20 protein-coding genes and 1 pseudogene are annotated in these 25222 nt (G+C 72.0%); 14 read left to right on the top strand and 7 right to left on the bottom strand.

The genetic code is table 11. The annotated features are described in order from the left end of the window. The first annotated feature begins 80 nt into the window (after window positions 1-80). From OG982_RS10885 to OG982_RS10870, 4 genes are all read left to right on the top strand, one after another. Window positions 81-776, top strand: a complete 696-nt coding sequence (locus OG982_RS10885) for an LPXTG cell wall anchor domain-containing protein (RefSeq protein WP_266948413.1) — start codon at window positions 81-83, stop codon at window positions 774-776. Between the two features lie 17 nt (window positions 777-793). Beyond that, the gene (locus OG982_RS10880) at window positions 794-1771 is read left to right on the top strand and encodes a hypothetical protein (RefSeq protein ID WP_266787813.1); all 978 of its coding nucleotides are present in this window, start codon (window positions 794-796) and stop codon (window positions 1769-1771) included. Window positions 1772-1848: 77 nt separating this feature from the next. After that, window positions 1849-2913, top strand: a complete 1065-nt coding sequence (locus OG982_RS10875) for a hypothetical protein (protein WP_266949882.1) — start codon at window positions 1849-1851, stop codon at window positions 2911-2913. A gap of 14 nt (window positions 2914-2927) precedes the next feature. Continuing rightward, window positions 2928-4283, top strand: a complete 1356-nt coding sequence (locus OG982_RS10870) for a hypothetical protein (RefSeq protein WP_266948411.1) — start codon at window positions 2928-2930, stop codon at window positions 4281-4283. 66 nt (window positions 4284-4349) lie between these two features. On the opposite strand, the gene OG982_RS10865 is transcribed toward OG982_RS10870, so the two are convergent. Then, window positions 4350-5864, bottom strand: coding sequence for a peptide MFS transporter (locus OG982_RS10865; RefSeq protein WP_266787815.1), 1515 nt, complete (start codon window positions 5862-5864; stop codon window positions 4350-4352). Window positions 5865-6370: 506 nt separating this feature from the next. Here OG982_RS10865 and OG982_RS10860 point away from each other — a divergent pair. Both OG982_RS10860 and OG982_RS10855 read left to right on the top strand, forming a co-directional pair. Further along, complete coding sequence (locus OG982_RS10860) at window positions 6371-7048, top strand: response regulator transcription factor (protein ID WP_266787816.1); 678 nt, start codon at window positions 6371-6373, stop codon at window positions 7046-7048. Between the two features lie 45 nt (window positions 7049-7093). Then, window positions 7094-8362, top strand: coding sequence for an ATP-binding protein (locus OG982_RS10855; protein ID WP_266787817.1), 1269 nt, complete (start codon window positions 7094-7096; stop codon window positions 8360-8362). Window positions 8363-8402: 40 nt separating this feature from the next. Here OG982_RS10855 and OG982_RS10850 read toward each other — a convergent pair whose 3' ends face one another. Further along, window positions 8403-8966: a GtrA family protein gene (locus OG982_RS10850; protein WP_266787818.1), complete on the bottom strand. Its 564-nt coding sequence runs from the start codon at window positions 8964-8966 to the stop codon at window positions 8403-8405. A gap of 234 nt (window positions 8967-9200) precedes the next feature. Between OG982_RS10850 and OG982_RS10845 the strand changes: the two genes are divergently transcribed. The 4 genes from OG982_RS10845 to OG982_RS10830 all read left to right on the top strand — a co-directional run bounded on the left by OG982_RS10845 (window position 9201) and on the right by OG982_RS10830 (window position 13325). After that, the gene (locus OG982_RS10845; protein WP_323139245.1) at window positions 9201-10340 is read left to right on the top strand and encodes a 5-(carboxyamino)imidazole ribonucleotide synthase; all 1140 of its coding nucleotides are present in this window, start codon (window positions 9201-9203) and stop codon (window positions 10338-10340) included. Continuing rightward, window positions 10337-10888, top strand: a complete 552-nt coding sequence (purE, locus tag OG982_RS10840) for a 5-(carboxyamino)imidazole ribonucleotide mutase (RefSeq protein WP_266787819.1) — start codon at window positions 10337-10339, stop codon at window positions 10886-10888. Before OG982_RS10845 ends, purE begins: the two co-directional genes overlap by 4 nt. Continuing rightward, on the top strand, window positions 10885-12075 hold the full coding sequence (locus tag OG982_RS10835; RefSeq protein WP_266787820.1) for a dipeptidase: 1191 nt from the start codon (window positions 10885-10887) through the stop codon (window positions 12073-12075). The genes purE and OG982_RS10835 overlap by 4 nt, the downstream gene beginning before the upstream one ends. 167 nt (window positions 12076-12242) lie before the next feature. Beyond that, a complete protein-coding gene (locus OG982_RS10830; RefSeq protein WP_266787821.1) occupies window positions 12243-13325 on the top strand; it encodes a membrane dipeptidase in 1083 nt (360 codons plus the stop codon). On the opposite strand, the gene OG982_RS10825 is transcribed toward OG982_RS10830, so the two are convergent. Together OG982_RS10825 and OG982_RS10820 are read right to left on the bottom strand one after the other, a co-directional pair. Then, a complete protein-coding gene (locus OG982_RS10825) occupies window positions 13322-14596 on the bottom strand; it encodes a glycosyltransferase family 87 protein (protein WP_266787822.1) in 1275 nt (424 codons plus the stop codon). The two genes, OG982_RS10830 and OG982_RS10825, sit on opposite strands and share 4 nt — an antisense overlap. A gap of 125 nt (window positions 14597-14721) precedes the next feature. After that, a complete protein-coding gene (locus OG982_RS10820) occupies window positions 14722-16065 on the bottom strand; it encodes a UDP-glucose/GDP-mannose dehydrogenase family protein (protein ID WP_266787823.1) in 1344 nt (447 codons plus the stop codon). Window positions 16066-16265: 200 nt separating this feature from the next. Between OG982_RS10820 and OG982_RS10815 the strand changes: the two genes are divergently transcribed. After that, entirely contained in the window at window positions 16266-17438 is a 1173-nt protein-coding gene (locus tag OG982_RS10815) for an acyl-CoA dehydrogenase (RefSeq protein ID WP_266787824.1), read from the top strand. A gap of 118 nt (window positions 17439-17556) precedes the next feature. Beyond that, window positions 17557-18639 (top strand): NDP-sugar synthase, encoded by a 1083-nt coding sequence (locus OG982_RS10810; protein WP_266787825.1) that lies wholly within the window; start codon window positions 17557-17559, stop codon window positions 18637-18639. A 60-nt stretch (window positions 18640-18699) separates the two neighbouring features. Here the strand turns inward: OG982_RS10810 and OG982_RS10805 are convergent. Continuing rightward, a pseudogene (locus tag OG982_RS10805) lies at window positions 18700-20066 on the bottom strand (LCP family protein). Between the two features lie 105 nt (window positions 20067-20171). Here OG982_RS10805 and OG982_RS10800 point away from each other — a divergent pair. Beyond that, on the top strand, window positions 20172-20708 hold the full coding sequence (locus OG982_RS10800) for an acyl-CoA thioesterase (RefSeq protein ID WP_266787827.1): 537 nt from the start codon (window positions 20172-20174) through the stop codon (window positions 20706-20708). A 33-nt stretch (window positions 20709-20741) separates the two neighbouring features. On the opposite strand, the gene OG982_RS10795 is transcribed toward OG982_RS10800, so the two are convergent. Then, window positions 20742-22124, bottom strand: a complete 1383-nt coding sequence (locus OG982_RS10795; RefSeq protein ID WP_266792048.1) for an LCP family protein — start codon at window positions 22122-22124, stop codon at window positions 20742-20744. 278 nt (window positions 22125-22402) lie between these two features. On the opposite strand from OG982_RS10795, the gene OG982_RS10790 reads away from it, so the two are divergent. Next, window positions 22403-23440, top strand: coding sequence for a glycosyltransferase family 2 protein (locus OG982_RS10790; protein WP_266787828.1), 1038 nt, complete (start codon window positions 22403-22405; stop codon window positions 23438-23440). 79 nt (window positions 23441-23519) lie between these two features. Here OG982_RS10790 and OG982_RS10785 read toward each other — a convergent pair whose 3' ends face one another. Continuing rightward, window positions 23520-25181 carry an LCP family protein gene (locus OG982_RS10785; RefSeq protein WP_266787829.1) on the bottom strand — a complete coding sequence of 554 codons (1662 nt, stop codon included), beginning with the start codon at window positions 25179-25181 and terminating at the stop codon, window positions 23520-23522. Between the last annotated feature and the right edge of the window lie 41 nt (window positions 25182-25222).

The raw sequence follows: 25222 nt of genomic DNA, 5'->3' as shown, positions 1-25222 counted from the left end.
CCTCCGTAAGGTCCCGGGCGTACCTTGAGCCACCAATCTGATGTGTCGTCAGTAACTTGTGGCCTGAGGGGAAGACGAAGGTGACCGACCGGAAACGCTCCACCGCGCCAGCGCTGGCCTCCGCGCTGGCCGCAGCGGCGGTCCTGCTGGCCGCCCCAGCGGCCCACGCCGACGTCGTCGACGTCGCCTACGACTGCCAGACCCCGATCGGCGACAAGTCGGCGGTCTCGCCCATCGACATCAAGGCCGTCAAGGAAGGCGCCGGCTACAAGCTGACGATGTCCTTCCAGAAGGGCGTCTCCTCCAGCCCCGTCGAACTCGGCAAGGGCGCGATGAGCCCCAGCGCCGTCATCCAGGTGGGCGGCGCGGAGAAGGCCGCGGTCCCGGTGACCGGGCCGCCCAACCCCGAGGCCGTGCCCGCCAACACCCCCATCAAGATCACCGACCTCTCGGGCACCTACACCCCGAAGAAGAGCGGCAAGGCCACCTTCACCGCCGGCGTGCTCACCATCAAGGCGCTCGGCACCACCACCACCTGCACCCCCGGCAACAGCCCCGGGCCCTCCCTGCAACTCGACGTCACGGCGGCCGGCGGCGGGGATTCCGGCGGCTCGGGCAGCGGCTCGGGCGGCGGTTCCGCAGGCGCCGAGGCCCTGCCGCAGACCGGACCCACCGACTCCGCCCTCGCCCTCGGCACCCTCGGTGCCACCGTGCTGCTCACCGGCGCCGCCGGTGTGCTCTGGCTGACCCGGCGCGGCCGGCAGGCCGAGTCCTGAACGGAGCGCCCCCGGCCATGCCCGTGCTCCACGCGCTCACCCGGCTCGGCGTCCCGCTCCTCGCGGTCGCCGCGCTCCATGCCGCCGCCGCGCCGCCCGCCGCCGCCGACGAACCCGGCTGGACCGCGGAACCCGTCTCCGCCCGCCCGGACTCGGCCGCCCGCCCGTACTTCTACCTGGCCGGGCCGGCCGGCGCCGTGCTGGAGGACCGGCTGGCCCTGGCCAACACCACCGACCAGGAGCGCACCCTCACCCTGCGCGGGGCCGACGCCTACAACACGGCGGGCGGCGCCTTCGCGGTGCGCCCGGCCAGGGAGTCCACCGGCGCCGGCTCCTGGATCAGCTTCGGCGGCGGCGCGACGGTGAGGATCCCGCCCCGCACCCGGGCCGTGGTCCCCTTCACCGTCACCGTGCCGCCCGCCTCCCCGCCCGGGGACCACCCGGCCGCCGTGGTCGCCACCGAGGCCGGCCGCGAGGTGGGCGTACGGGTCCACCTGCGGGTCAGCGGCCCCACGCTGGCCGCCCTCACCGTCGAGGACGTGGCCGTACGGGGCCGGGGCGCGGGGCGTGTCGTCGCGTACACCCTGGTCAACCGGGGCAACGTGGCCCTCGCCCCCGAGCTGGCGATCCGCGCGGAGGGCCGGTTCGGCGAGGTCCCGGGGCGCGCCCGGCGCCCGGTCCCGGTGGAACTCCTGCCGGGCCAGCGGGTGGAGCTGACCGAGCCCTGGCCCGGCGCGCCCGTGTTCGACAAGGTCGGCCTCACCCTCACCGTCACCGCCCCCGGTGGCGCCCGGGCCACGGCCGCCGCCTCGGTGTGGTGCGTGCCCTGGGGGATCGCCGGGCGCACGGGCGCCGGGCTGCTCGCCCTCGGCGCGACGACCCTGGCCGCGCTGTTCCTCGTACGCACGCGGCGTACCCGGCGCGAGCCGGCCCACCCGCCCGCATCCGTACGGGCCGCGGCACCGGAACACGAGCTGACGGGAGCATCCAGGTGAGCGCCAAGGTCGCCAAGGCCGGCGGGAACGCCCGGCGGAGCACGGCGTCCCGGTTCGGGGCCCTCCTCGCGGCGGGGCTGGCGGTGTGCGCCCTGGCGCTTCTCCCGGCGGCCCCGGCCGCGGCCGAGGCGGGCAAGCCGGCGGTGGAGCTCTCGCTCAAGGAGGCCGCCAAGGGGACGGAGATCAGCGTCACCGGCACCGGCTGGCCGGCCAAGACCATGGTGATGCTGCTGGTCTGCGGCCAGAACATGATCGGCGGCACCAACAGCTGCGCCAACTCCGACGGCGTCGCCGTCGCCGTCGCCGCCGACGGGCACTTCGCCGCCCGGCTGCCGCTCGCGGCCCCGCCCAAGCCCTGCCCCTGCGTCGTGAACGTGACCTCCGTCAACGGGGACCAGTCCACGGTCGCCGTCCCCGTCAAGATCACCGACCATCCGGTGGCCGAGCTGCCCGAGGAGAGCGGCACGGCCCGCCTCGCCATGCTCACCGGGGTCCGCCTCCAGGGCGACGACGGCGTGCTGACCTGGTTCGGCGCCCCGCCCGGTCGGACGTTCACGGTCACCGTCGGCAACCTCGGCTCGGCCCCCGTCAAGGACCCGGTCTTCCAGCTCGGCACCGCCCACGGCGTCTTCGCCCCGGTGTGGGAGGAGGCCCGCTGGAAGGGCACGATCCCGCCCGGCGGCAAGGCGGAGGTCAAGCTGAACGTCACCCTGTCCGCCGGCGCCCACGGCGACTACACGGTCTCCCTCAAGTACGGGGACAAGGTCGTGGCCACCCAGCCCTGGGGCGTGGACCGCCCGTACGGGGTGGTGCTGTTCTGGGGCCTGCTCCTGCTGGTGATCCCGGCCGCGGTCTTCCGTACCGGCATGGCCGTCGTGGACCGGGTCCGGCCGCGCCCCGCGCCGCCGGGCGGGCGCCACCGGGGCGCGAACGCGCTCGACGCGGCGGCCGCGGTGACCGCCAGGCTGCCGCGGATCCCGGCGGTACGGGGCGCAGCGCCGCCGCGTCCCGGGCCGCCGGACGCGTCCCCCCAGACCTCCACGGCGGTCCTGCCGTGGTTCACCCCGGACAGCGCGCCGGAGACAGCACCACAGGCGTCCGCACCGTCTGAGAACCGTTCGACGACGAAGGGACATTCGTGAAAACCCAACGGAGGGTGAGCGCGGCCGTGATCGCGCTGCTGCTCGGCGGCGCCGGCATCGCCATCGGGGCCACCCCTGCCCAGGCTGCCGAGACCAAGTTCAACGTCAAGTGCGTGCCGCCGGCGGGCGGCGGCAGCCCGGTGGAGGGCGAGACCACCGCCAAGGTCAGCGCTCCGGCGTCGGCCAAGGTCGGCGACGAGGTCGAGGTGTCCTGGGAGACGGTGAAGCCCGCCTCGAACAACACGGACCTGATGGACATCCCGAAGGACTCGGTCCAGCCCACCGGGTGGATCACGGTGGGCGGCGGGGGCGGTGAGCTGAAGGTCGTCGGGGAGAAGAAGAACCCGCCGATCCCGAAGAAGGCGCCGATGCAGATGTCGACGATGAAGGGCAAGCTGAAGCTCACCAAGGCCGGCAAGATCACCCTGACCCCGGGCAAGTACGACGTCGCCGTCACCTTCTCGTTCGGCACCTTCGTCACCAAGTGCGCGCCGACGGGCAGCGTGGGCGTGGGGGCCACGATCGACGTGGCGCAGGGCTCCGGCAGCGGCGGCAGCACGACCGGCGGCAGCACGAGCGGCGGCTCGACGAGCGGCGGGACCACCAGCGGTGGGACCACGAGCGGTGGCTCGACCACCGGTGGATCCACCAGCGGTGGCTCGACCAGCGGTGGCTCGACCACCGGTGGATCCACCAGCGGTGGCGGTACGAGCGGCGGCAGCGGCGGCCAGACCGACTTCCCGGGCAAGCCCGTCGAGGTCTCCTTCGACTGCGGCCCGGTCGTCCCCGGCGGCATCAAGACCCCGGTCACCGTCAACGCCAAGAAGAACGGCGGCAACTACGACCTGACCGTCAAGACCGCCAAGGGCGCGATGGCCAGCCCGATGGCCCTCCCGGCGGGGGCCCTCAAGCCCTCGATGAACATCAAGCTCGGCGGCGCCGACTCCGGCACCGTCAAGGTGTCCGGCCCGGCCAACGCGGAGCCCATCCCGGACAAGGCCCCGGTCAGCCTGAGCGACATGACCGGCACCTACAAGCCCGGCAAGAGCGGCAAGGTCACGCTGAGCCCGGACCAGCTGACGATCGACGTCACGATGGCCCCGGGATCCACCCCGATCAACGTGCCCTGCAAGGCGGCCAGCAGCGGCGTCTCGCTGGAGCTGGACACCACCGCCCAGCCGGGCGGCTCGGGCTCGCCGTCCACCACCGGCAGCACCGGCAGCACCGGCAGCACCGGCAACCTCGCCGAGACCGGCGCGGAGGACGAGGGCGGCATCCAGGCCCTCGCCCTGGTGGCCGGCACGGTCATCCTGCTCGGCGCGGCCGTCTTCACCTTCACCCCCTGGCGCCGCCTGCGCGGCGGCCGCTGACCCGTACAGCGGAGCGGCCCGGCACACCGTGGGGTGTGCCGGGCCGCTCTCAGCGTGCGGGGTGCGTCAGTGGACGCTGCCCATCAGGGACTGGACCTTCTTGCGGTACATGTACACCGCGAAGCCGGCGGCGGCGGCGAGCGCCGCCTGCATGCCGATGATCGAGGTTCCGTTCAGGTCCACGCCGGCCAGCGACAGCAGACCCGTGGTGCAGTCACCGGCGGTGACCGCGAGGAACCAGACGCCCATCATCTGGGAGGCGTACTTCTGCGGGGCCATCTTCGTGGTGACGGAGAGGCCGACCGGGGAGAGGCACAGCTCGGCGATGGTCTGGATCATGTAGATCGAGACGAGCCACATCGGCGACACCTTGGTGCCGTCGCCCGCCATGCTCATCGGGACGATGAAGACGAAGAAGGACGCGCCGACCAGGACCAGGCCCATCGCGAACTTCACGATGGTGTTCGGCTCCTGGTTCTTGCGGGCCAGCCACAGCCACAGCCAGGCGAAGACCGGGGCCAGCGCCATGACGAACAGCGGGTTCAGCGACTGGTACCAGGTGGTCGAGGGGGTCCAGCCGAGGATGCCACCGGTCTTGGAGTCGGCGAACAGCGACAGCGTCGAGCCACCCTGGTCGTAGATCATCCAGAAGACGGCGGCGGCGACGAAGAACCAGATGTACGCGGTCATCTTCGACTGCTCGGGAACCGAGAGGTCCTTGTCGCGCTTGATGCGGACCAGGACGACGACCGGGATGATCAGGCCGGCGATGGTGATCGGGTACAGCGCCCAGTTGATCGTGAACATGCCCATGGCGGTCACGGTGCCGTAGAACGCGGCGACGATCGCGAAGACGGCGACGGCCTTGACGATGATGCCGTTGCGCTCGGTGGCCGACAGCGGGTTCGGGACGATGCTGCTCTGCGGGCTCAGCGTGCGGCCGAAGAGCAGGAACACCGTGAGGCCGATGCCCATGCCGATGGCGGCGAGCAGGAAGCCGAGGTGCCAGTTGACGACCTCGCCGACGGTGCCGATCAGGAACGGCGCACCGAAGGCACCCAGGTTGATGCCGATGTAGAACAGCGTGAAGCCGCCGTCGCGACGCGGGTCGTCCGCACCCTTGTACAGGTGGCCGACCATCGTGGAGATGTTGGCCTTCAGCAGACCGGAGCCCACGGCGACCAGCGCCAGACCACCGAAGAACGCGAGCTGGCCGGGCAGCGCCAGCGCCACGTGACCCGCCATGATCACGAAACCGGCGATGGCGACCGTCTTGCGGGCACCCCAGACGCGGTCACCGAACCAGCCGCCGGGCATGGCCATCAGGTAGACCATGGCCACGTACACGGAGTAGATCGCCGTGGCCGCGCCCATCTTGAAGCCGAGGCCGCCGCCCTGGCTCCCGGTCGCGGCGTCCACGCCGCCGGAGACCAGGTACAGGACGAGAAGCGCACGCATGCCGTAGTAGGAGAAGCGCTCCCACATCTCGGTCATGAACAGCGTGGCCAGGCCGATCGGGTGGCCGAGGAAGGTCTTCTCGTGAGCGGGGCTCTGAGAAGCCGTCGTCAGGCTGGAAGCCATGGTCGATCCTTGCTTGCTCGGGACGCTGCGCTTCGTGAGCTCATCAGCGCCCGGTGGGGGGTGGCCGGCACCGGCTACGCACCTCCTTGCCCCACGCCCGGGGGCTCGCCCCACAGGGGTGCGGGAGCGAGGGGAGGTCCGTCACCGGGATCCACGCCCTGACGCGCACCTTCACGCGCAGGGCCCGGCCCACAGGTCATTCACCGTCATCCGGCCGGGGGTGGCGGTCCGTCACGTCAGTACGCGCAAGACCGCTGAACCGGCCGGAACACAATCGAGACCTCGTGCTCGCTTTTCGGCACAAAGGTCCCCTGGGTAGTGCATCAGGCGTCTCGCCACCATACGACACGACACTGCGGCATATGGAAGGACTTGAGACATGGATCACAGGCTGCGTGGGAACCGTTCGGCCACATTCGAAGGCCGTTAGTAGTTCAGCACACCCGAAGCCCAGGGGTGCTGAAGCACGCCTCTGCTTTCAGCCTCTGCGGACTACCATCACCCACATGACGCGTGTACTGCTCGCCGAGGACGACGCATCCATCTCGGAACCCCTGGCCCGCGCCCTGCGCCGGGAGGGGTACGAGGTCGAGGTCCGGGAGGACGGCCCCACCGCCCTGGACGCGGGACTGCAGGGCGGCGTCGACCTCGTCGTCCTCGACCTCGGCCTGCCGGGCATGGACGGCCTGGAGGTGGCCCGCCGGCTGCGCGCCGAAGGGCACGGCTTCCCGATCCTGGTGCTCACCGCCCGCGCGGACGAGGTCGACACGGTCGTCGGCCTCGACGCCGGCGCCGACGACTACGTAACCAAACCGTTCCGGCTCGCCGAACTGCTCGCCCGGGTCCGGGCCCTGCTGCGGCGCGGCGCCAACGAGGCCGCGCAGTCGCCCGCCACCCACGGGGTGCGGATCGACGTCGAGTCGCACCGCGCCTGGATGGGCGAGGAGGAGCTCCAGCTCACCGCCAAGGAGTTCGACCTGCTGCGGGTCCTGGTCCGCGACGCCGGCCGCGTCGTCACCCGCGACCAGCTGATGCGCGAGGTCTGGGACACCACCTGGTGGTCCTCGACCAAGACCCTCGACATGCACATCTCCTGGCTGCGCAAGAAGCTCGGCGACGACGCCGCCAACCCCCGCTACATCGCCACCGTGCGGGGCGTCGGCTTCCGGTTCGAGAAGAGCTAGGTCCCGAGAAGAGCCAGGTCCGAGAAGAGCCGGTCGTACTGAGTCATGCGCCGCCGCCTGATCAACTCCACGCTCGCCGTGGTGCTCGTCGTCATCGCCGTCTTCGGGGTCTCCCTGGTGATCGTCGAGACCCGCACCATCACCAGCAGCGCCCAGGACCGCATCGAGTCCGAGGCGCTGCGGCTGGTCGGCATCGTCGAGGCGAACATCCTGGAGAAGCAGCCCGTCGACGCCCAGGCGCTCGCCGAGCAGCTCGACGCGGGCCGCTACGCCCGCGTCCAGGTCCCCGGCCGGCCGGCCGTGGAGGTCGGCGAGCGGATCCCCGACAGCGTCATCCGGGGCAGTGCGCGCGGTGAGCAGGGCGAGCTCGTGGTCGTCGAGGAGTCCCGCTCCACCGTGACCCGCGAGGTCGGGCGGACGCTGGCCGTGGTCGGCGCGGTGGCCCTGCTGGCCGTCGTCGCGGCCGTGCTGCTCGCCGTACGCCAGGCCAACCGGCTCGCCTCCCCGCTCACCGACCTCGCGGAGACAGCCGAGCGGCTGGGCTCCGGCGACCCGCGCCCGCGCCACAAGCGGTACGGAGTGCCCGAGCTGGACCGGGTCGCCGACGTACTGGACTCCAGCGCCGAGCGGATCGCCCGCATGCTGACCGCCGAGCGGCGGCTGGCCGCGGATGCCTCGCACCAGCTGCGCACCCCGCTGACGGCCCTGTCGATGCGGCTGGAGGAGATCACGGTCACCGATGACCTGGAGACCGTACGGGAGGAGGCGACCATCGCCCTCACTCAGGTGGAGCGGCTCACCGACGTGGTGCAGCGGCTCCTGACGAACTCCCGCGACCCCCGGACCGGCTCGGCCGTGCCCTTCGACCTCGACGAGGTCGTCAAGCAGCAGGTCGAGGAGTGGCGGCCGGCCTACCGCAGCGCCGGGCGGGCCATCGTGCGCTCCGGGAAGACGGGCATGCGGGCCGTGGGCACGCCGGGCGCGGTCTCGCAGGTGCTGGCGACGCTTGTGGAGAACGCCCTGATGCACGGGGGCGGCACGGTCGCGCTGCGCACCCGGGTGATCGGCAACCAGGCGGTCCTGGAAGTCACGGACGAGGGCCCCGGGGTCCCGGCCGACCTCGGCAACCGGATCTTCGAGCGGGCCATCAGCGGCCGCAACTCCACCGGCATCGGCCTGGCGGTGGCCCGGGACCTGGCGGAGGCGGACGGGGGCCGCCTGGAGCTGCTCCAGACGCAGCCGCCGGTGTTCGCGCTGTTCCTCAGCATGACCGCCCCGGAAGAGCGGGCGGAGCGGGAGCAGACGGTCCGCTAGCGCGGCAGGAGGCCGACGACGCCGTCCCCGCGGTACGCCGCTATTTCCCCGCGGGCTGCGGCGTACGGGCGGCGGGTGCGCTGGGGGCACCGCCGCCCGGAGCGCCGCTCTGGCCCTCCGCCTGCCCGTCCCGCTGCTCGACGACCAGCGAGGCCGCGGCCGGGGTGGGCAGGGCCTTGAAGACCCAGGTCCGGTAGGACCAGAACCGGAACACGGTGGCGACACCGATCCCGATGAACTTGAACGCGTTGGTCTCCAGCTTGCCGTCCCAGCCGAACCCGTAGGTGGCCGTGTACAGCACGCCGTTCTCGATGACCAGCCCGATCACGCTGAACGCGACGAACAGGGCCAGCTCGCGGGTGCGCCCGGACTGGGCGCGGTCCCGGTAGGCGAAGTAGCGGAAACCGAGGTAGTTCGTGGCGATGGCGACCACGGTGGCTATGACGCTCGCCCGCACGACCTGGAGGTCGGTCGTGGCCCGGATCAGGTTGAAGACGCCCAGGTTGACCAGCACGCCCATGCCGCCGACGGCCCCGAACTTCGCGACCTCCCTGGAGAGGGCGCGTACGCGGTCGAGGGCGGATCCGTGCTTCGGCGTGCTCATGAGTCGGTTCGGTCCCTGTCCGGTAGGGGATGCGCGGGGCTGCGGGGTGCGGGGATGTCTCGATGCTTCGCTTTCGGGCGCCACTCGTGTACCTCAACCCGCCCATGCTAAGTGTCGCCCCGCGACCGCGTCTGTGCCTTCGGACCACGTGCGACACACGGCACACACCGCCGGGGGCGGGACCTCGCAAGGGTCACGTCCGGATGGCGCAATACAGACGGATACCCTGGAGGAGTGACGTTCCCGGTAGTCGGCATGGTCGGCGGCGGTCAGCTCGCCCGCATGACCCACGAGGCGGGCATCCCCCTCGGCATCAGATTCAAGCTCCTCAGTGACACCCCACAGGACTCGGCGGCCCAGGTCGTGAGCGATGTCGTCATCGGCGACTATCGCGATCTGGAGACGTTGCGCGCCTTCGCGCGCGGCTGCGATGTGATCACTTTCGACCACGAGCACGTGCCCATCGCGCACCTGCGGGCCCTGGAAGCGGACGGCATCCCCGTCCGCCCGGGGCCCGACGCGTTGATGCACGCCGCGGACAAGGGGGTGATGCGCGCCAAGCTCGACGAGATCGGCGCGCCCAGCCCCCGCCACCGGATCGTGAGCGATCCGGCGGACGCGGCGGCCTTCGCGGACGAGGTCGGCGGCTTCCCCGTCATCCTCAAGACCGTCCGCGGCGGGTACGACGGCAAGGGGGTGTGGTTCGTCCGCTCCCCGGAGGACGCGGAGGCCCCCTTCAAGGCCGGTGTCCCCGTCCTCGCCGAGGAGAAGGTCGATTACGTCCGCGAGCTCGCGGCCAACATCGTCCGCTCCCCGCACGGCCAGGCGGTGGCCTACCCCGTCGTCGAGTCCGTCCAGGTGGACGGCGTCTGCGACACGGTGATCGCCCCCGCCCCGAACCTCCCCGAGGCCCTGGCGGGCGAGGCCCAGGCCCTCGCCCTGCGCATCGCCCGGGAACTCGGCGTGACCGGCCACCTGGCCGTCGAGCTGTTCGAGACCACCGACGGCCGCATCCTCGTCAACGAACTGGCCATGCGCCCGCACAACAGCGGCCACTGGACCCAGGACGGCGCGATCACCTCCCAGTTCGCCAACCACGTCCGCGCGGTCCTGGACCTCCCCCTCGGCGACCCGCGCCCCCGGGCCCGCTGGACGGTCATGGCCAACGTGCTCGGCGGGGACTACCCCGACATGTACGCGGCGTACCTGCACTGCATGGCGCACGATCCGCAGCTCAAGATCCACATGTACGGCAAGGACGTGAAACACGGCCGCAAGGTCGGCCACGTCAACACCTACGGCGACGACCTGGACGATGTGCTGGAGCGCGCACGTCACGCAGCCGGCTACCTCAGAGGAACGATCACCGAATGAGCACCTCCAGCACCGCGGGCTCCCGCCGGGCGCCCGTCATCGGCATCGTCATGGGCTCGGACTCGGACTGGCCGGTCATGGAGGCCGCCGCCCAGGCCCTGGACGAGTTCGAGATCCCCTACGAGGTCGACGTGGTCTCCGCCCACCGGATGCCGCGCGAGATGGTCGAGTACGGGGAGCGCGCCGCCGACCGAGGCCTGAAGGCGATCATCGCCGGCGCGGGCGGGGCGGCCCACCTGCCCGGCATGCTCGCCTCCGTCACCCCGCTGCCCGTCATCGGCGTCCCGGTCCCGCTGAGGTACCTCGACGGCATGGACTCGCTGCTGTCGATCGTCCAGATGCCCGCCGGGGTTCCCGTCGCCACCGTCTCGGTCGCCGGCGCCCGCAACGCGGGGCTGCTCGCCGTACGGATGCTGGCCGCGCACGACAGCGAGCTGCTCGGCCGGATGCGGGAGTTCCAGCAGGAGCTGAACGACCAGGCCACCGAGAAGGGCAAGCGGCTGCGCGCGAAGGTGGCGGGCGCGGAGTCCTTCGGATTCGGCAAGTGAGCGCGGCGCGGCGCCTGGGCGAGGCGCGTGAGCTGCTGGCCGAGCACCCCGTCGTGGACGGCCACAACGACCTCCCCTGGGCGCTGCGCAAGCAGGTCCGCTACGACCTCGACCGGCGCGACATCGCCGGCGACCAGTCGCGGTTCCTGCACACCGACATCCCCCGGCTGCGGGCCGGCGGGGTCGGCGCCCAGTTCTGGTCGGTGTACGTCAGCACCGAGCTCACCGGCGACGAGGCGGTCAGCGCCACGCTGGAGCAGATGGACGCGGTCGACCAGCTGATCGCCCGTTACCCCGGCGACCTGGTCCGGGCGCTGACGGCCGACGACATGGAGGCGGCCCGGGCGGACGGCCGGATCGCCTCGCTGATGGGCGCCGAGGGCGGCCACTCCATCAACAACTCCCTCGCCACCCTGCGCGCCCTGCACCGCCTGGGCGTGCGGTACATGACGCTCACGCACAACGACACGATCGACTGGGCGGACTCCGCGACCGACGAGCCCCGCCACGGCGGCCTGACGGACTTCGGCCGCGAGGTCGTCCGCGAGATGAACCGCGTCGGCATGCTCGTCGACCTCTCGCACGTCGCCGCGACGACGATGCGCGACGCCCTCGCCGTCTCGGCCGCACCGGTGATCTTCTCGCACTCGTCCGCGCTGGCGATCTGCGACCACCCGCGCAACGTCCCGGACGACGTACTGGAACTGCTGCCCGCCAACGGCGGCGTGGCGATGGCCACCTTCGTACCGAAGTTCATCCTCCCCGCGGCGGTCGCCTGGACCCAGGCCGCGGACGAGAACCTGCGCGCGCACGGCCTGCACCACCTCGACACCACCCCCGAGGCGATGGCCCTGCACCGGGCCTTCGAGGCGGAGCACCCGCGCCCGGTGGCGACGGCCGCGACGGTCGCCGACCACCTGGACCACATGCGCGACGTGGCCGGCGTCGACCACATCGGCATCGGCGGGGACTACGACGGCACGGCCTTCACCCCGGCCGGGCTGGACGACGTCTCCGGCTACCCGAACCTGATCGCGGAACTGCTCACGCGCGGCTGGTCGCGGGCCGACCTGGCCAAGCTGACGTGGTCGAACGCGGTACGGGCGCTGCGCGACGCGGAAGCGGTGGCGCGCGAGCACGCGGCGTCCCGACCGCCGTCGAACGCGGTCCTGGACGGGACGGCCTGAGGGACGCCCCGGCGGCCGGCGGCTGCCCGCCGGTCACCCCGCGCGGTGAGCGGCGGGCGTGACCTGCGGGTTTCACCCGAACGCCACATCCGCCGGGCGGCCCAGGCGTCCCACATGTCACGGTGGCAACATCTCTCCCTGCTGCCGCCGAGACCGGAGCGAACGCCATGGCCGACCTGCAGGATGACCCCCACACGGCGACCGCCGATGTGGGTCCCGGCTCCCTCGGAGCCGAAGACAACCCCGTCCCCGCGCCCGCGGTCGCCGGCAGCTCCCTCGAACGGGCTGCCGCGCTGCTGTCCGTCCATCCCGTCGCGGACGGGTGCAACACCCTCGTCTGGACCCTGCGCCAGAGCCCGTACCACGACATCGACACCCCGGACGCCGGGGTCGACACCGACATCCCGCGGCTGCGCGCCGGGGGAGTGGGCGCCCAGTTCTGGACGCTGCTGACGCAGCGCGAGGCCGCGGCCGCCGACCAGGTGGTGTCCGACACCCTCGAACAGATCGACGTGGCGCTGACCCTGATGCGCCGCTACCCCGACAGCCTGTGCCTGGCCCTGACCGCCGACGACCTGGTCGACGCCCGCAACCGGGGCCGGATCGCCTCGTTCCTCGGCCCGGTTTCCGGCCGTACGCTGACCGACTCGCTGGGCGCGCTGCGCGCCTTCCACGCCTTGGGCGTACGCCTCCTCGCGCCCGCCGGGGCACCGTGGGCCGAGGAGGGCCTGACCGCCTTCGGCCACGAGGTGATCAAGGAGATGAACCGGCTGTCGATGCTGGTGGACCTGACCGGCTGCCCGCCGGTGGCCGCCTGCCAGCTCGCCGGCGCCTCCAAGGCCCCGGTGATCATCTCCAACACGGCGGCGGCCGCGCTCAACCCGCACCCGGCGAACGTCACCGACGAGGTGCTGCTCGCGCTGCGGGCGGCCAACGGGCTGGCGATGGTCACCTTCGACACCGAGCGGACCGGGGACTCCCTGCACGCCGTCGCGGACCACGTGGAGCACGTACGGGAGGTCGCGGGCCCCGAGTGCGTCGGACTGGGCGCGGCCTTCGGCGGCGAGCCGGGCCAGCCCCGGCCGGCCGGGCTGACCGACCCCTCGGGCTACCCGAGGCTGATCGCCGAATTCCTCGACCGGGGCTGGTCGGAGGACGAGCTCTCGCTGCTGACCTGGGGCAACGCACAGCGGGTGCTACGGGACGCGGAGTTCACGGCGCGCGCCGCGCAACACCGGCGGCCGGTCTAGGCGGTCGGGGCGGTCGGGGCGTCGGCCGGCACGGTGGCCTTCCAGAGCCGGATGCCGGACCAGACCGTCGCGTAGAGCAGGATGCCGTTGCGGGCGCAGAGCAGGAACGTGCCCAGCGGCGTGCTCGCCAGGATGTCCGTCCCGTACAGCACCGGGAAGATCAGGTTGGTGAGCGCGGTGGCGACCACCACCAGCCAGGCGACCGGCCGCTGGGTGGTGTGCTTCGAGGTCAGGCAGACCGCGGCGAGGCCGAGCAGCCAGATCAGGTACTGCGGGCTGAGCACGCGGCTGGTGACGGTGAACACCATGATGGCGCAGAGCGCGGCGTCCAGCGGCGTCGCGCTCGTCCAGCGCCTGGCCTTGACCCGCCACAGCAGGAGCAGCAGGAACCCGGCCACGGTCAGCGCGAGCGAGGCGCGCGCGATGGCGGCGACGTACGGACCGGTGTACTCGAAGGCCCCGTACTGGAAGGTGATCTCGCCCGGCCACACCTCCACGACCCGGAGGAGCATCAGCACCGAACCGCCGAGGGACTCGATCTGGATGCCGCGGTCGCCCTGGTTGCCGAGGAAGCCGAGGGTGTCGCGGAAGAGCAGCGAGAACACGGCGAGCAGCGCGGCGCAGGACACGGCGGCCGCGACGACGGCGTCCCGCGTGGACTTCCCGCGCGGGGTGCCGAGCAGGGTCAGCAGCGGCCACACCTTCACCATGGCGCCGATCCCGGCGACCACGCCGCCGAGGCGGGGACGAAAACGCAGGCAGAGCAGCGAGCCGACGGCGAGCAGCGTGACCTGTACGTCGTAGCGGGCGAACGGGGTCGCCATCAGCAGCGGCAGCGCGCCGAGCCAGAGCAGCGCGCCGGAGATGCTGCCGTCGCGGCGGCGGGCGGCGCGGCAGAGGCCGAGGAGGATCAGGCCGTCGCAGAGCACGGTGAGCGCGACGAAGGCCTGGAAGTACGTGAGGAAGGGGAGCAGGTCGGGCGAGAGGAAGATCGCCGCGGCCGCCGGGGGGTACTGCCACATGATGTCGTTGTGCGGCATCGTGCCGGTGGCCAGCACGTTGTACCAGTTGTGATAGGTCGCGCTGACCTCGACGCGGACTATGTCCGAGCTGTGGAATCCGCGTACGAGCATCACCAGCATCACGGCCCGCGTGAGCGCCCAGACGCCGGCGATCCCGACGAGAACGCCGAGGCGGGCGGCCCGCCTTCCCGGTACCGACGCCGACGAGCCGGCGGTGGATGAGGGCCGCAGCCCGCTGGTCGTGGTCACCGGCGGGAGTCTACCCACCCCGTTTCCGCCCCCAGGGCCGTCCACCGCGGCCACGTCCGGCCCGTCGTCCGTGGGCCGGCCCCGGGCCCCGCGCCTCAAACGCCGGCGAGGCCGGAGCGGCGGGGTCAGGCGCGGGGGCGGCCCATCGCGCGGTACGTCCAGCCCGCGGCGCGCCACGCGTCCGGGTCCAGCGCGTTGCGCCCGTCCAGCATCAGCCGCTCCGTCACGACCGCGCCCAGCGCGACCGGGTCGAGGTCCTCGCGGAACTCCCGCCACTCGGTCAGGTGCAGCACGACCTCCGCCCCCAGCGCCGCCTCCAGCGCCGAGTCCGCGTACCCCAGCGTCGGGAACACGCGCCGCGCGTTGTCCATGCCCTTGGGGTCGTACACCGTGACCTGCCCGCCCTGCAGGTGGATCTGTCCGGCCACGTTCAGCGCGGGGGAGTCGCGCACGTCGTCCGAGTCCGGCTTGAAGGTGGCGCCCAGGACGGCCACCCGCTTGCCCAGGAAGGACCCGCCCACCGCCTCCCGCGCCAGCTCCACCATGTGCCCGCGCCGCCGCATGTTGATCGAGTCGACCTCGCGCAGGAACGTCAGCGCCTGGTCCGCACCCAGCTCGCCCGCCCGCGCCATGAACGCCCGGATGTCCTTCGGCAGGCACCCGCCGCCGAACCCGATCCCGGCCCGCAGGAACTTCGCCCCGATCCGGTCGTCGTAGCCGATGGCCTCCGCCAGCTTCACCACGTCACCGCCGGCGGCCTCGCAGACCTCCGCCATCGCGTTGATGAAGGAGATCTTCGTCGCGAGGAAGGAGTTGGCGGCCGTCTTGACCAGCTCCGCGGTCGGGTAGTCGGTCACGACCAGCGGCGTGCCCTCGCCCATCGGCGTCTCGTACACCTCGCGCAGCAGCTTCTCGCCGCGGTCGCCCTGGACGCCGATCACGATGCGGTCCGGGTGCAGGGTGTCCTGCACCGCGAAGCCCTCCCGCAGGAACTCCGGGTTCCACGCCAGCTCGACCTCGTCGCCCGCCGGGGCCAGTTCCGCCAGCTTCGCCGCGAGGCGCTCCGCCGAGCCCACCGGCACGGTGGACTTGCCCACCACCAGCGCCGGCCGCGTCAGGTGCGGGGCCAGCGACTCCATCGCGGAGTCCACGTACGACATGTCACACGCGTACTCGCCACGCTTCTGCGGCGTGTTCACGCACACGAAGTGGACGTCGCCGAAGGCGCCGACCTCCTCCCACGAGGTCGTGAACCGCAGGCGGCCCGTCGAGCCCGGCAGCCCGGCCACGTGCGTGGCCAGCAGCTCCTCCAGCCCCGGTTCGTACATCGGGACCCGGCCGGAGGCCAGCATCTCGATCTTCTCCGGCACCACGTCCAGGCCCAGCACCTCGAACCCCAGCTCCGCCATGGCCGCGGCGTGCGTGGCGCCGAGGTAGCCGGTGCCGATCACGGTGATCTTGAGGGCCATGCGTGCTCCAGAGGTGGCGGGGCGATTGCGGCAACCGAGCATAGTCGGCCGTGCGACCGGGCACGCTCCCGGGGATTCCCGTCCTTGGCCACCGCTGTCACGCAGCTCACGTACGCGTCACATATCGCTGCCGGTTCCCCGGACACTAAGATTTGGGTTACTTAACGGTAGTTAGCATCACACCTGGGGAGTGAGAGATCTTGGCGGGTTCTGCCGACTTCGACCTGTACCGTCCGGCGGAGGAGCACGACATGCTCCGCGAGTCCGTCCGCGCTCTCGCCGAGGCGAAGATCCTGCCGTTCGCGGCGGCGGTCGACGAGGAGGCCCGCTTCCCGCAGGAGGCCCTCGACGCGCTCGTCTCCAACGACCTGCACGCCGTCCACGTGCCCGAGATCTACGGCGGCGCCGGCGCCGACGCCCTCGCCACCGTGATCGTGATCGAGGAAGTGGCCCGCGTCTGCGCCTCCTCCTCCCTCATCCCGGCCGTGAACAAGCTCGGCTCCCTCCCGGTGATCCTCTCCGGCTCCGAGGAGCTCAAGGCCAAGTACCTCGGCCCGCTGGCCAAGGGCGACGCGATGTTCTCGTACGCCCTCTCCGAGCCCGACGCGGGCTCCGACGCCGCCGGCATGAAGACCCGCGCCGTGCGCGACGGGGACTTCTGGGTCCTCAACGGCGTGAAGCGCTGGATCACCAACGCAGGCGTCTCCGAGTACTACACGGTCATGGCCGTCACCGACCCGGAGAAGCGCTCCAAGGGCATCAGCGCCTTCGTCGTCGAGAAGAGCGACGAGGGCGTCTCCTTCGGCGCCCCGGAGAAGAAGCTCGGCATCAAGGGCTCCCCGACGTGCGAGGTCTACCTCGACAACGTCCGCATCCCCGCCGACCGCATGATCGGCGCCGAGGGCACCGGCTTCGCCACCGCCATGAAGACCCTGGACCACACCCGCATCACCATCGCGGCCCAGGCGCTCGGCATCGCCCAGGGCGCCCTGGACTACGCCAAGGGCTACGTCCAGGAGCGCAAGCAGTTCGGCAAGCCGATCGGCGACTTCCAGGGCGTCCAGTTCATGCTCGCGGACATGGCCATGAAGATCGAGGCCGCCCGCCAGCTGACCTACTCGGCCGCCGCCAAGTCGGAGCGCGTTTCCGCCGGAGGTGACAAGGAGGACCTGACCTTCTTCGGCGCCGCGGCCAAGTGCTTCGCCTCCGACGTCGCCATGGAGGTCACCACCGACGCCGTCCAGCTCCTCGGCGGCTACGGCTACACCCGTGACTACCCGGTGGAGCGCATGATGCGCGACGCGAAGATCACGCAGATCTACGAAGGCACGAACCAGGTCCAGCGGATCGTCATGGCCCGCAACCTGCCCTGACCTGCTGTGCCCCGTCCGAGGCCGGAGTCGGCTCCACGAGCCGCCTCCGGCCTCGCGCCGTCCTCCGGATGGGCTAAGTTTGGGGCTCCTTACGACCGATCCGCTTGGGGGGATACCTATGACGGAAGCGATCCTGCTGGTCGGCGGACAGGGGACGCGCCTGCGCCCCGTCACGGTGAACACCCCCAAGCCGATGGTTCCGGCGGCGGGTGTCCCGTTCCTCGCCCACCAGATAGCCAGGGCCGCTGCCGCCGGTGTCACGCACATCGTGATGGCCACCTGCTACCTCGCCGAGGTCTTCGAGCCCTACTTCGGTGACGGCTCGGCCTTCGGTCTCACCCTCGAGTACGTCGTCGAGGACGAGCCGCTGGGCACCGGCGGCGCCATCCGCAACGCGGCGCGGCGCCTGACCGGCGGCCCGGACGAGCCCGTCCTCGTCTTCAACGGGGACATCCTCACCGGCCTGGACATCGCCGGCCTCGTCGACGCCCACCGCGCCGCCGACGCGGACGTCTCGCTGCACCTGGTACGGGTCGAGGACCCGCGCGCCTTCGGCCTGGTCCCCACGGACTCCGAGGGGCGGGTGCTGGCCTTCACCGAGAAGCCGCAGACGCCCGAGGAGATCATCACCGACCAGATCAACGCCGGCTGCTACGTCTTCCGGCGCAGCGTCATCGACTCGATCCCGGCCGGGCGACCCGTCTCCGTCGAGCGCGAGACCTTCCCCGGCCTGCTCGCCTCCGGCGCCAGGCTGCACGGCGTCACCGAGGACACGTACTGGCTGGACCTCGGCAAGCCCGAGTCCTTCGTGCAGGCCTCCGCCGACCTGGTGCGCGGCGTCGTGTCCTCCCCGGCGGTCCCCGGCCCGCGCGGCGAGGCCCTGGTGCTCCCGGGCGCCGAGGTGGCGGAGGGGGCGCTGCTCTCGGGCGGCACCGTGGTCGGCGCCGGGGCCCGGGTCGAGGTGGGCGCGGTGGTCGAGGGGTCGATCGTGCTGGACGGCGCGACCGTCGGCGCGGACACCCGGGTGACGGCCAGTCTGATCGGCGCCGGCGCCCGCGTCGGCTCCCGCACGGTGCTGCACGGCGCGGTCATCGGCGACGGCGCGGTGGTCGGCTCCGACAACGAACTGCGCGCGGGCGTCCGCGTCTGGTGCGAGACCGAGCTCCCGGCCGGCGCGGTCCGCTTCTCCTCCGACCGCTGACCCGCCCACCGCGTACGGCGGGGCCGGCTCCCCCCGCGGGGAAGCCGGCCCCGGCCGTCGTCAGCGGCTGGACTTGACGGTGACCTTCTCGTCGTTCTGGATCTGCTTCACCAGCTCCTGGACCTTCGGCTTGTCCCACAGCAGGTTGCCGCCGCGCTCGCCGTTGATCGGGATGTTCATCGAGACGCCGTCGCCTCCGCTGATGCCCTTCATCGCGAAGAACATCTCGCCCAGGTCGAACAGGGACATGTCCTTGTCCACGATCAGCGTGTCCAGGCCCGCGCCCAGCGTCGGGTAGAGCTTGAACGGGTTGACGATCGTGCCCGGCGTGGCCGCCTGGCTGGCGAGGGCCGACAGGAACTTCTGCTGGTTCTTCGTCCGCTGGAGGTCCGACTCCGCGAAGGCGTACCGGGTGCGTACGTAGGCCAGGGACTGCTCGCCGTTCAGGGTCTGCTTGCCGGTCTTGAAGTCGGCGCCCGACTTCTCGTCCTTGAAGCCCTTCTCGATGTTCAGCTCCACCCCGCCGAGCGCGTCGACGATGTTCGCGAAGCCGGCGAAGCCGATCTCCGCGTAGTGGTCGATGCGCAGGCCGGTGTTGAACTCCACCGTCCGCACCAGCAGCTCGGGGCCGTCGTCCGCGTACGCCGCGTTCAGCTTGGTGTGCTTGCCCTTGCCCGGGAACTTCTTCCCGGACTCGGAGCCGACGAAGGAGGGGATCTCCACGTCCGAGTCGCGCGGCAGCGAGACCATGGTGTTCCCGCTGGAGCAGGCCGCCAGGATCATCATCGAGTCGGTGCGCTTGCCCTCGGCCGAGCCGGTGTGGAGCTTCTTCTTGTCCTCGGCGGTCAGGCCCTCGCGGCTGTCGGAGCCCACGATCAGGTACGTGGTGCAGTCGCCCTCCTTCGGGCGCTCGATGACCTTGGAGAGGTCGACCTCGCGGCGCACCTTGGAGTCGGCCCAGAAGTAGGTGCCGATGGTGGTGACCAGCAGCGCGGAGACCAGCACGATGGAGCCGATCTTGATCCGCCGGCCCCAGTTCGGGGCCGCGCCGGGACGCCGGCCGGGCTGCTGCGGCCCGGTGGGCCCGCCGGGGCCGCCGGGGCCGCCCGGCGGACGGCCCGGGCGCCCGCGGGGCTCCCGTAGACCTGGCCGGTGTTGTAGCCGCTGTCGTAGCCGCCGCCCTGGCCGCCGTACGGATCAGGGCTCTGCGTCTGCTGCGGCGGTACGCCGGGGTGCCGGGCCGGCGGCGCGGCCGGCGGCTGCGCGGGCAGGCGCGGGGCCCGCGCCTGCGGCTGCTGCCCGCGCTGGACGTGCCGCATCCGCTGCGGACCTTCAGGCTCCGCCTGGGCGCTGCCGCGTCCGTACCCGTCATCGCGGCGGCCGCGGTCGTCGCGGTCGCCGGCCCACCCTTCTGGCCACTCATTCATGCGCCAAGGATGCCTGGCCAGGACCGATGCCCGACAGCCCGGGGGGAGGTTCGTACCGGTGCTGTTGCAGAGCTGATGCACGCCGGACAGCTCTAAGGTGGCTCCATGACAGAAATACCGGGCGAACTCCCCGGCAAGCCGACCTCGGCTGCCCGGACCACCCTCAGCCACATCATGACCGCCAACGACACCAACCTCCTCGGCACCGTACACGGCGGCGTGATCATGAAACTGGTGGACGACGCGGCGGGCGCCGTGGCCGGCCGTCACTCGGGTGGTCCCGCCGTCACCGCGTCCATGGACGAGATGGCCTTCCTCGCCCCGGTCCGCGTCGGGGACCTGGTGCACGTCCGCGCGCAGTGCAACTGGACCGGCCGCTCCTCGATGGAGATCGGCGTACGCGTCCTCGCGGAGCGCTGGAACGAGTCCACCCCGCCCACCCAGGTCGGCAGCGCCTACCTGGTGTTCACCGCGGTCGACGCCGAGGGCAAGCCCCGCACCGTCCCGCCGGTGCTGCCCGAGACGGAGCAGGACAAGCGCCGCTACCAGGAGGCCCAGATCCGCCGCACGCACCGGCTCGCCCGCCGCCAGGCGATCAAGGAGCTGCGCGAGCGCCGGGTGGCCGAGGGCCTCGACGACTGATCCCGGCCGCCCGGCGTCCGGCCCCCTGCGGCGTCAGTCCCCGCACACCACCTGGTCGCCCGTGACCACGCCGACCGTGCCCTGGTACGGGTCCTCCGCCCGGACGGGGACCACCTTGCGGTAGTCCGCGCCCGCGATCACCAGCACCGTCCGCCCCTGCCCCGTCACCGCGCGCAGCTCGCTGCCGGGCAGCGCGGTGGACACCGTACGGGCCGAGCGGTCCCAGCGAGGGTCGTACGAGATCACCGTGCGCTTGACGTCCCGGCTCGCCCCGTTGCCGGGGGCCCGGGTGGTGTCGAAGCCGGTCGCGCGCAGGGCCTCGTCCACCCGGCCGCCGAGCCCGTCGATCCGGGTCCCGTTCTCCACCTGCACCCGGATCTGCTGCGGCGCCACGTCCACCGGCACCGCCGGGGGCCGGGCGGCGCCGCTCCCGCCGGGCCGGGCCGGGGCGAGCGGCCGGTCGGACCGCAGCGCCTCGAAGAGCTTCGCGGCCTTCGGCTCGTCCCACTTCACCGTCGAGCCGATGCCCTTGACCTTGTACGAGGGGTCGCCGACCGGCACCGAGGCGAACTCGGAGGAGGAGGGCGTGAAGTCCCGCATCGCCTGCCCCAGCGCCAGCATCTGCTCCGAGCCGAAGTCCCGGTCGGCCCGCACCGAGCCCAGCAGCGTGGAGCTGACCTGCTTGAACTTCACCGGGTTCAGCAGCATCCCGCCGCCCGTCGCCTCCTTGATCAGGGCGGCGAGGAAACGCTGCTGACGCTGCATCCGGCCGAGGTCCGAGGCCCCGTCCACATGGCGCGAGCGCACGTATTGCAGGGCCTGTCCGCCGCTCAGCCGGTGGGTGCCGGGCAGCAGGTCCAGGCCGGTGTTGGGGTCGCGCATCGTCTTGGCGGTGCAGATGTCGACGCCGCCCATGGCGTCCACCGTCTTCATGAAGCTGGTGAAATCGACCTCCAGGTAGTGGTCGATCTTCACCCGGGTCATGTTCTCGACCGTGCGCACGGTCAGCCCGGGCCCGCCCTCCGCGTACGCCGCGTTGAGCTTGACCGGGTGCGCCTTGTGGGCCTTGCCGGTCACCAGGTCCTGGTGCGCGGGCACCTCCGCGTAGCTGTCCCGGGGCAGGCTGACCACGCTGGCCCGTTCCTTGTCGGCCGAGAGGTGCACCAGCATGATCGTGTCGGTGCAGTGGCACGGCGCCCCGCCGAGGCGGTACTCGCGCTTCTCCTCCGGGGTGATCTTCTCGCGCCCGTCGGTGCCGACGAGCAGGAAGTTCACCCCGTGCCCGGCCTGCGGGCGGTTCTTCATGTCCTTGAAGGGGTCCACCCGCTCGATCCCGGTGTCCAGCCCGGTCATCACGGCGTGCCCGACGGCCCCGGAGCCCAGCACCACCACCGACAGCCCGGCCGCGATCCGCACGCCCCACCGGGGCTTGTCACCCCGGCGCCGGGCCCGGCCGCCGCTCCGCCGCGCACGCTGCGGCTGAGGTGGCCTGGCGGGACGGGTGGGACGGTGCGGCTGGGGCACGGCGGACACCTCCGCGGGGGCAGCAGGGGCAGTGGGTCAGGCTCTCCGGACGGGATTTTTCCGAACAGTAGGCCCATACGATCAGCGTCTGTCCGTACCGCTCGTCCGGCGCGCACCCGTTTCCCCCGTACGCGGTAACGTGACACCGATACCCGACCTTGAAGGACGACATGCCCGCCCAGCAGCCCGCAGTCTCGGTGATCATGCCGGTGCTCAATGAGGAGCGCCACCTGCGTGACTCCGTCCGGCACATCCTCGGACAGGAGTACGCAGGCGAGATGGAGGTGGTGATCGCGCTCGGGCCGTCCACGGACCGCACCGACGAGATCGCCGCCGAGCTCGTACGCGAGGACCCTCGGGTCCACACCGTGCCGAACCCCACCGGACGCACCCCCGCCGCGCTCAACGCGGCCATCAAGGCCTCGCGCCACCCCATCGTGGTGCGCGTCGACGGCCACGGCATGCTCTCGCCGAACTACATCGCCACCGCCGTGCGCCTCCTGGAGGAGACCGGCGCGCAGAACGTCGGCGGCATCATGCACGCCGAGGGCGAGAACGCCTGGGAAGACGCCGTCGCCGCCGCGATGACCTCGAAGATCGGCGTCGGCAACGCGGCCTTCCACACCGGCGGCCAGGCCGGCCCCGCCGAGACCGTGTACCTCGGCGTCTTCCGCCGCGAGGCGCTGGAGCAGCAGGACGGCTACAACGTGGAGTTCATCCGCGCCCAGGACTGGGAGCTGAACTTCCGCATCCGCGAGGCGGGCGGGCTCATCTGGTTCTCGCCCGAGCTGAAGGTCCAGTACCGCCCGCGGCCCTCCGTGCGGGCGCTCGCCAAGCAGTACAAGGACTACGGGCGCTGGCGGCACGTGGTGGCCCGCTACCACTCCGGTTCCATCAACCTGCGCTACCTGGCCCCGCCGACCGCCGTCTGCGCGATCGCGGCCGGTCTGGTGGCCGGCGCCGTGCTCACCCCGTGGGCGTTCCTGATCCCGGCGGGCTACCTCGCGGCGATCACCGCCGGGTCCGTCCCGGCCGGCAAGGGGCTGTCGCTCAAGGCCCGGGCGCAGATCCCGGTGGCTCTCGCCACCATGCACATGTGCTGGGGCTTCGGCTTCCTGACCAGCCCGCGCTCGCTCGCGAACAAGGTCATCGCCAGCCGCCGCCCGTCGGTCCGGGCGGACTCCGCCCCGGCGGGCCAGGGCCGCTAGGCGGGGCCGCGCAGGCGGTACGTACGACGAAGGGGCCCGGCGGACAGTGCGTCCGCCGGGCCCCTTCGCGTGGGAGCCGCTACCAGGTGAAGCCTTCCTGGATCTTCATGCAGGCCTTGTCGTCGTCGCCGTTGAGCGGGCGCGCCGAGTCCGGGGCCTTGGTCGGCGCGGGCGCCGCGGCGGCCGGCGCGTTGCCCGTCCGCCAGTCCTTGCCGACGAACAGGGTGATCCCGGGGACCTCGGCCGACTGCTGGACGGAGCCCGACGGGAGACCGAGGGCGGTGGCCACGGCGGCCGCGTCGGCGGCCTGCCCCGGCTTGGCGTAGCGGATGACGGTGGCGTCCTCGCCGGCCGTCAGGTTGTCGGCCCTGGCCTTCGTGAAGCCCTTGCCTACGAGCAGCGCCACGACGTCGGAGGCCCGGCCCTTCGCCGTGCCCTCGGAGCCGTCCTTGCCGCTGGTGGCGTTGCGGACCGTCACCGGGATCGCCGCGGGCGCCGCGGCGGTGGCCGCGGTCGACGGGGAGCCTGAGGCGGCCGGCGCCGAGGGGGCCGCGGCGGGCTGCTTGGCGGCGTCCTGGCCGTCGAGCGCGATGTCCTCGCGGACCATCCGGAACAGGCCCTCGGCCTCACCCGGCTTGGGCTCGACCCGGTCCCTGTCGTACGGGCTCTGGATCCACGGCATGGTGGTCATGGTGATCCGGCCCGGGGGGACCTTCTTGAGCTCCATGCTCAGGTCGTACAGCCGGTCGATCTTGTTCAGGCCGGGGTCCACCACCATCGCGTCGATCGCCGCCTTCGCCAGGCTGTTGAGCTTCACCGGGTTGGTGAGCTTGGCGTTCTTGCGGAACTCGCGGGCCATGGAGTTCATGTACATGTGCTGGGCGTGCGTACGGCCGAGGTCGGTGCCGTCCTCGAACCCGTAGCGGGTGCGCAGCCACTGGAGGGCCTGCTCGCCCTGGATGACGCTCTCGCCCTTGGGGAGCTTGAGGCCGGAGCCCTTGCCGGCCCGGTTGCGCGAGTGGACGTTCTCCTGGACGCAGACCGGGACGCCGCCGATGGCGTCCGCCATCGACACCACGCCCTTGAAGTCGATCATCATGAAGTGGCTGATCGGTATGCCCGTCAGCTCCTGCCAGGCGGCGACCGTGCAGCCGGGGCCGCCGCGGCTGAGGGACTCGTTGGTCTGGACGAGGCCCTTGCTGGCGGGGTGTACCTTGCCGTTCGGTCCGGGCTCGGTGCACTTGGGCATCTTGACCAGCGTGTCGCGCGGCATGGAGACGACCGACATGTTGCTGCGGTCCGCGGACAGGTGCAGCAGCATCTGCACGTCGGCGAGCGGCGGTCCGTCGAAGGTGTCCCGGCCCCCGCCCAGGTCCTGGTTCTCCTTGTCGTTGCGCGCGTCGGAGCCGATGAGGAGGATGTTCAGCGGGGTCTGCCCGAACGCGTTCGGCTTGGGCCCGCTCAGCTTGTTGTCGCCGAGGTTCAGCGCGTCCGTCTGGATGCTGCCGTTCAGGTGGCGGTAGTACAGGTATCCGGCGCCGGCCGTCCCGAGTATCAGGAACGCCATGGTCGAGGCCGTCCAGAGCAGGACGCGCCGCTTGCCCTTGCGGCGGCGGGAGCCCGTGGCCGCCCCGCCCTTGCGCCGCGAAGGCACCGCGCCGGTCGCGCCCGGACCGCCGCCGCCGGATATGTCGGCGGCGTCGTCGGGCGCCCCCTCCCCGCGCACGCTGCTGTGCCTCACGTGTCCCCCCTCAACATCCTGATGACTCGACTGATGTGCCG

Source organism: Streptomyces sp. NBC_01551 (assembly GCF_026339935.1).
In the GTDB taxonomy this organism is placed as follows: Bacteria; Actinomycetota; Actinomycetes; order Streptomycetales; family Streptomycetaceae; genus Streptomyces.
The sequence above is the reverse complement of the archived record's forward strand: the minus strand, read 5'-3'. Positions and strand labels throughout refer to the sequence as shown.

Excerpts from the sequence above, each read along its gene's own strand:
- OG982_RS10820 (WP_266787823.1), bottom strand. The coding sequence starts at position 16,065 with ATGGCCCTCAAGATCACCGTGATCGGCACCGGCTACCTCGGCGCCACG.
- purE (WP_266787819.1), top strand. The coding sequence starts at position 10,337 with ATGAGCACCTCCAGCACCGCGGGCTCCCGCCGGGCGCCCGTCATCGGC.
- OG982_RS10865 (WP_266787815.1), bottom strand. The coding sequence starts at position 5,864 with ATGGCTTCCAGCCTGACGACGGCTTCTCAGAGCCCCGCTCACGAGAAG.
- OG982_RS10830 (WP_266787821.1), top strand. The coding sequence starts at position 12,243 with ATGGCCGACCTGCAGGATGACCCCCACACGGCGACCGCCGATGTGGGT.
- OG982_RS10790 (WP_266787828.1), top strand. The coding sequence starts at position 22,403 with ATGCCCGCCCAGCAGCCCGCAGTCTCGGTGATCATGCCGGTGCTCAAT.
- OG982_RS10850 (WP_266787818.1), bottom strand. The coding sequence starts at position 8,966 with ATGAGCACGCCGAAGCACGGATCCGCCCTCGACCGCGTACGCGCCCTC.
- OG982_RS10860 (WP_266787816.1), top strand. The coding sequence starts at position 6,371 with ATGACGCGTGTACTGCTCGCCGAGGACGACGCATCCATCTCGGAACCC.
- OG982_RS10855 (WP_266787817.1), top strand. The coding sequence starts at position 7,094 with ATGCGCCGCCGCCTGATCAACTCCACGCTCGCCGTGGTGCTCGTCGTC.
- OG982_RS10800 (WP_266787827.1), top strand. The coding sequence starts at position 20,172 with ATGACAGAAATACCGGGCGAACTCCCCGGCAAGCCGACCTCGGCTGCC.
- OG982_RS10880 (WP_266787813.1), top strand. The coding sequence starts at position 794 with ATGCCCGTGCTCCACGCGCTCACCCGGCTCGGCGTCCCGCTCCTCGCG.
- OG982_RS10810 (WP_266787825.1), top strand. The coding sequence starts at position 17,557 with ATGACGGAAGCGATCCTGCTGGTCGGCGGACAGGGGACGCGCCTGCGC.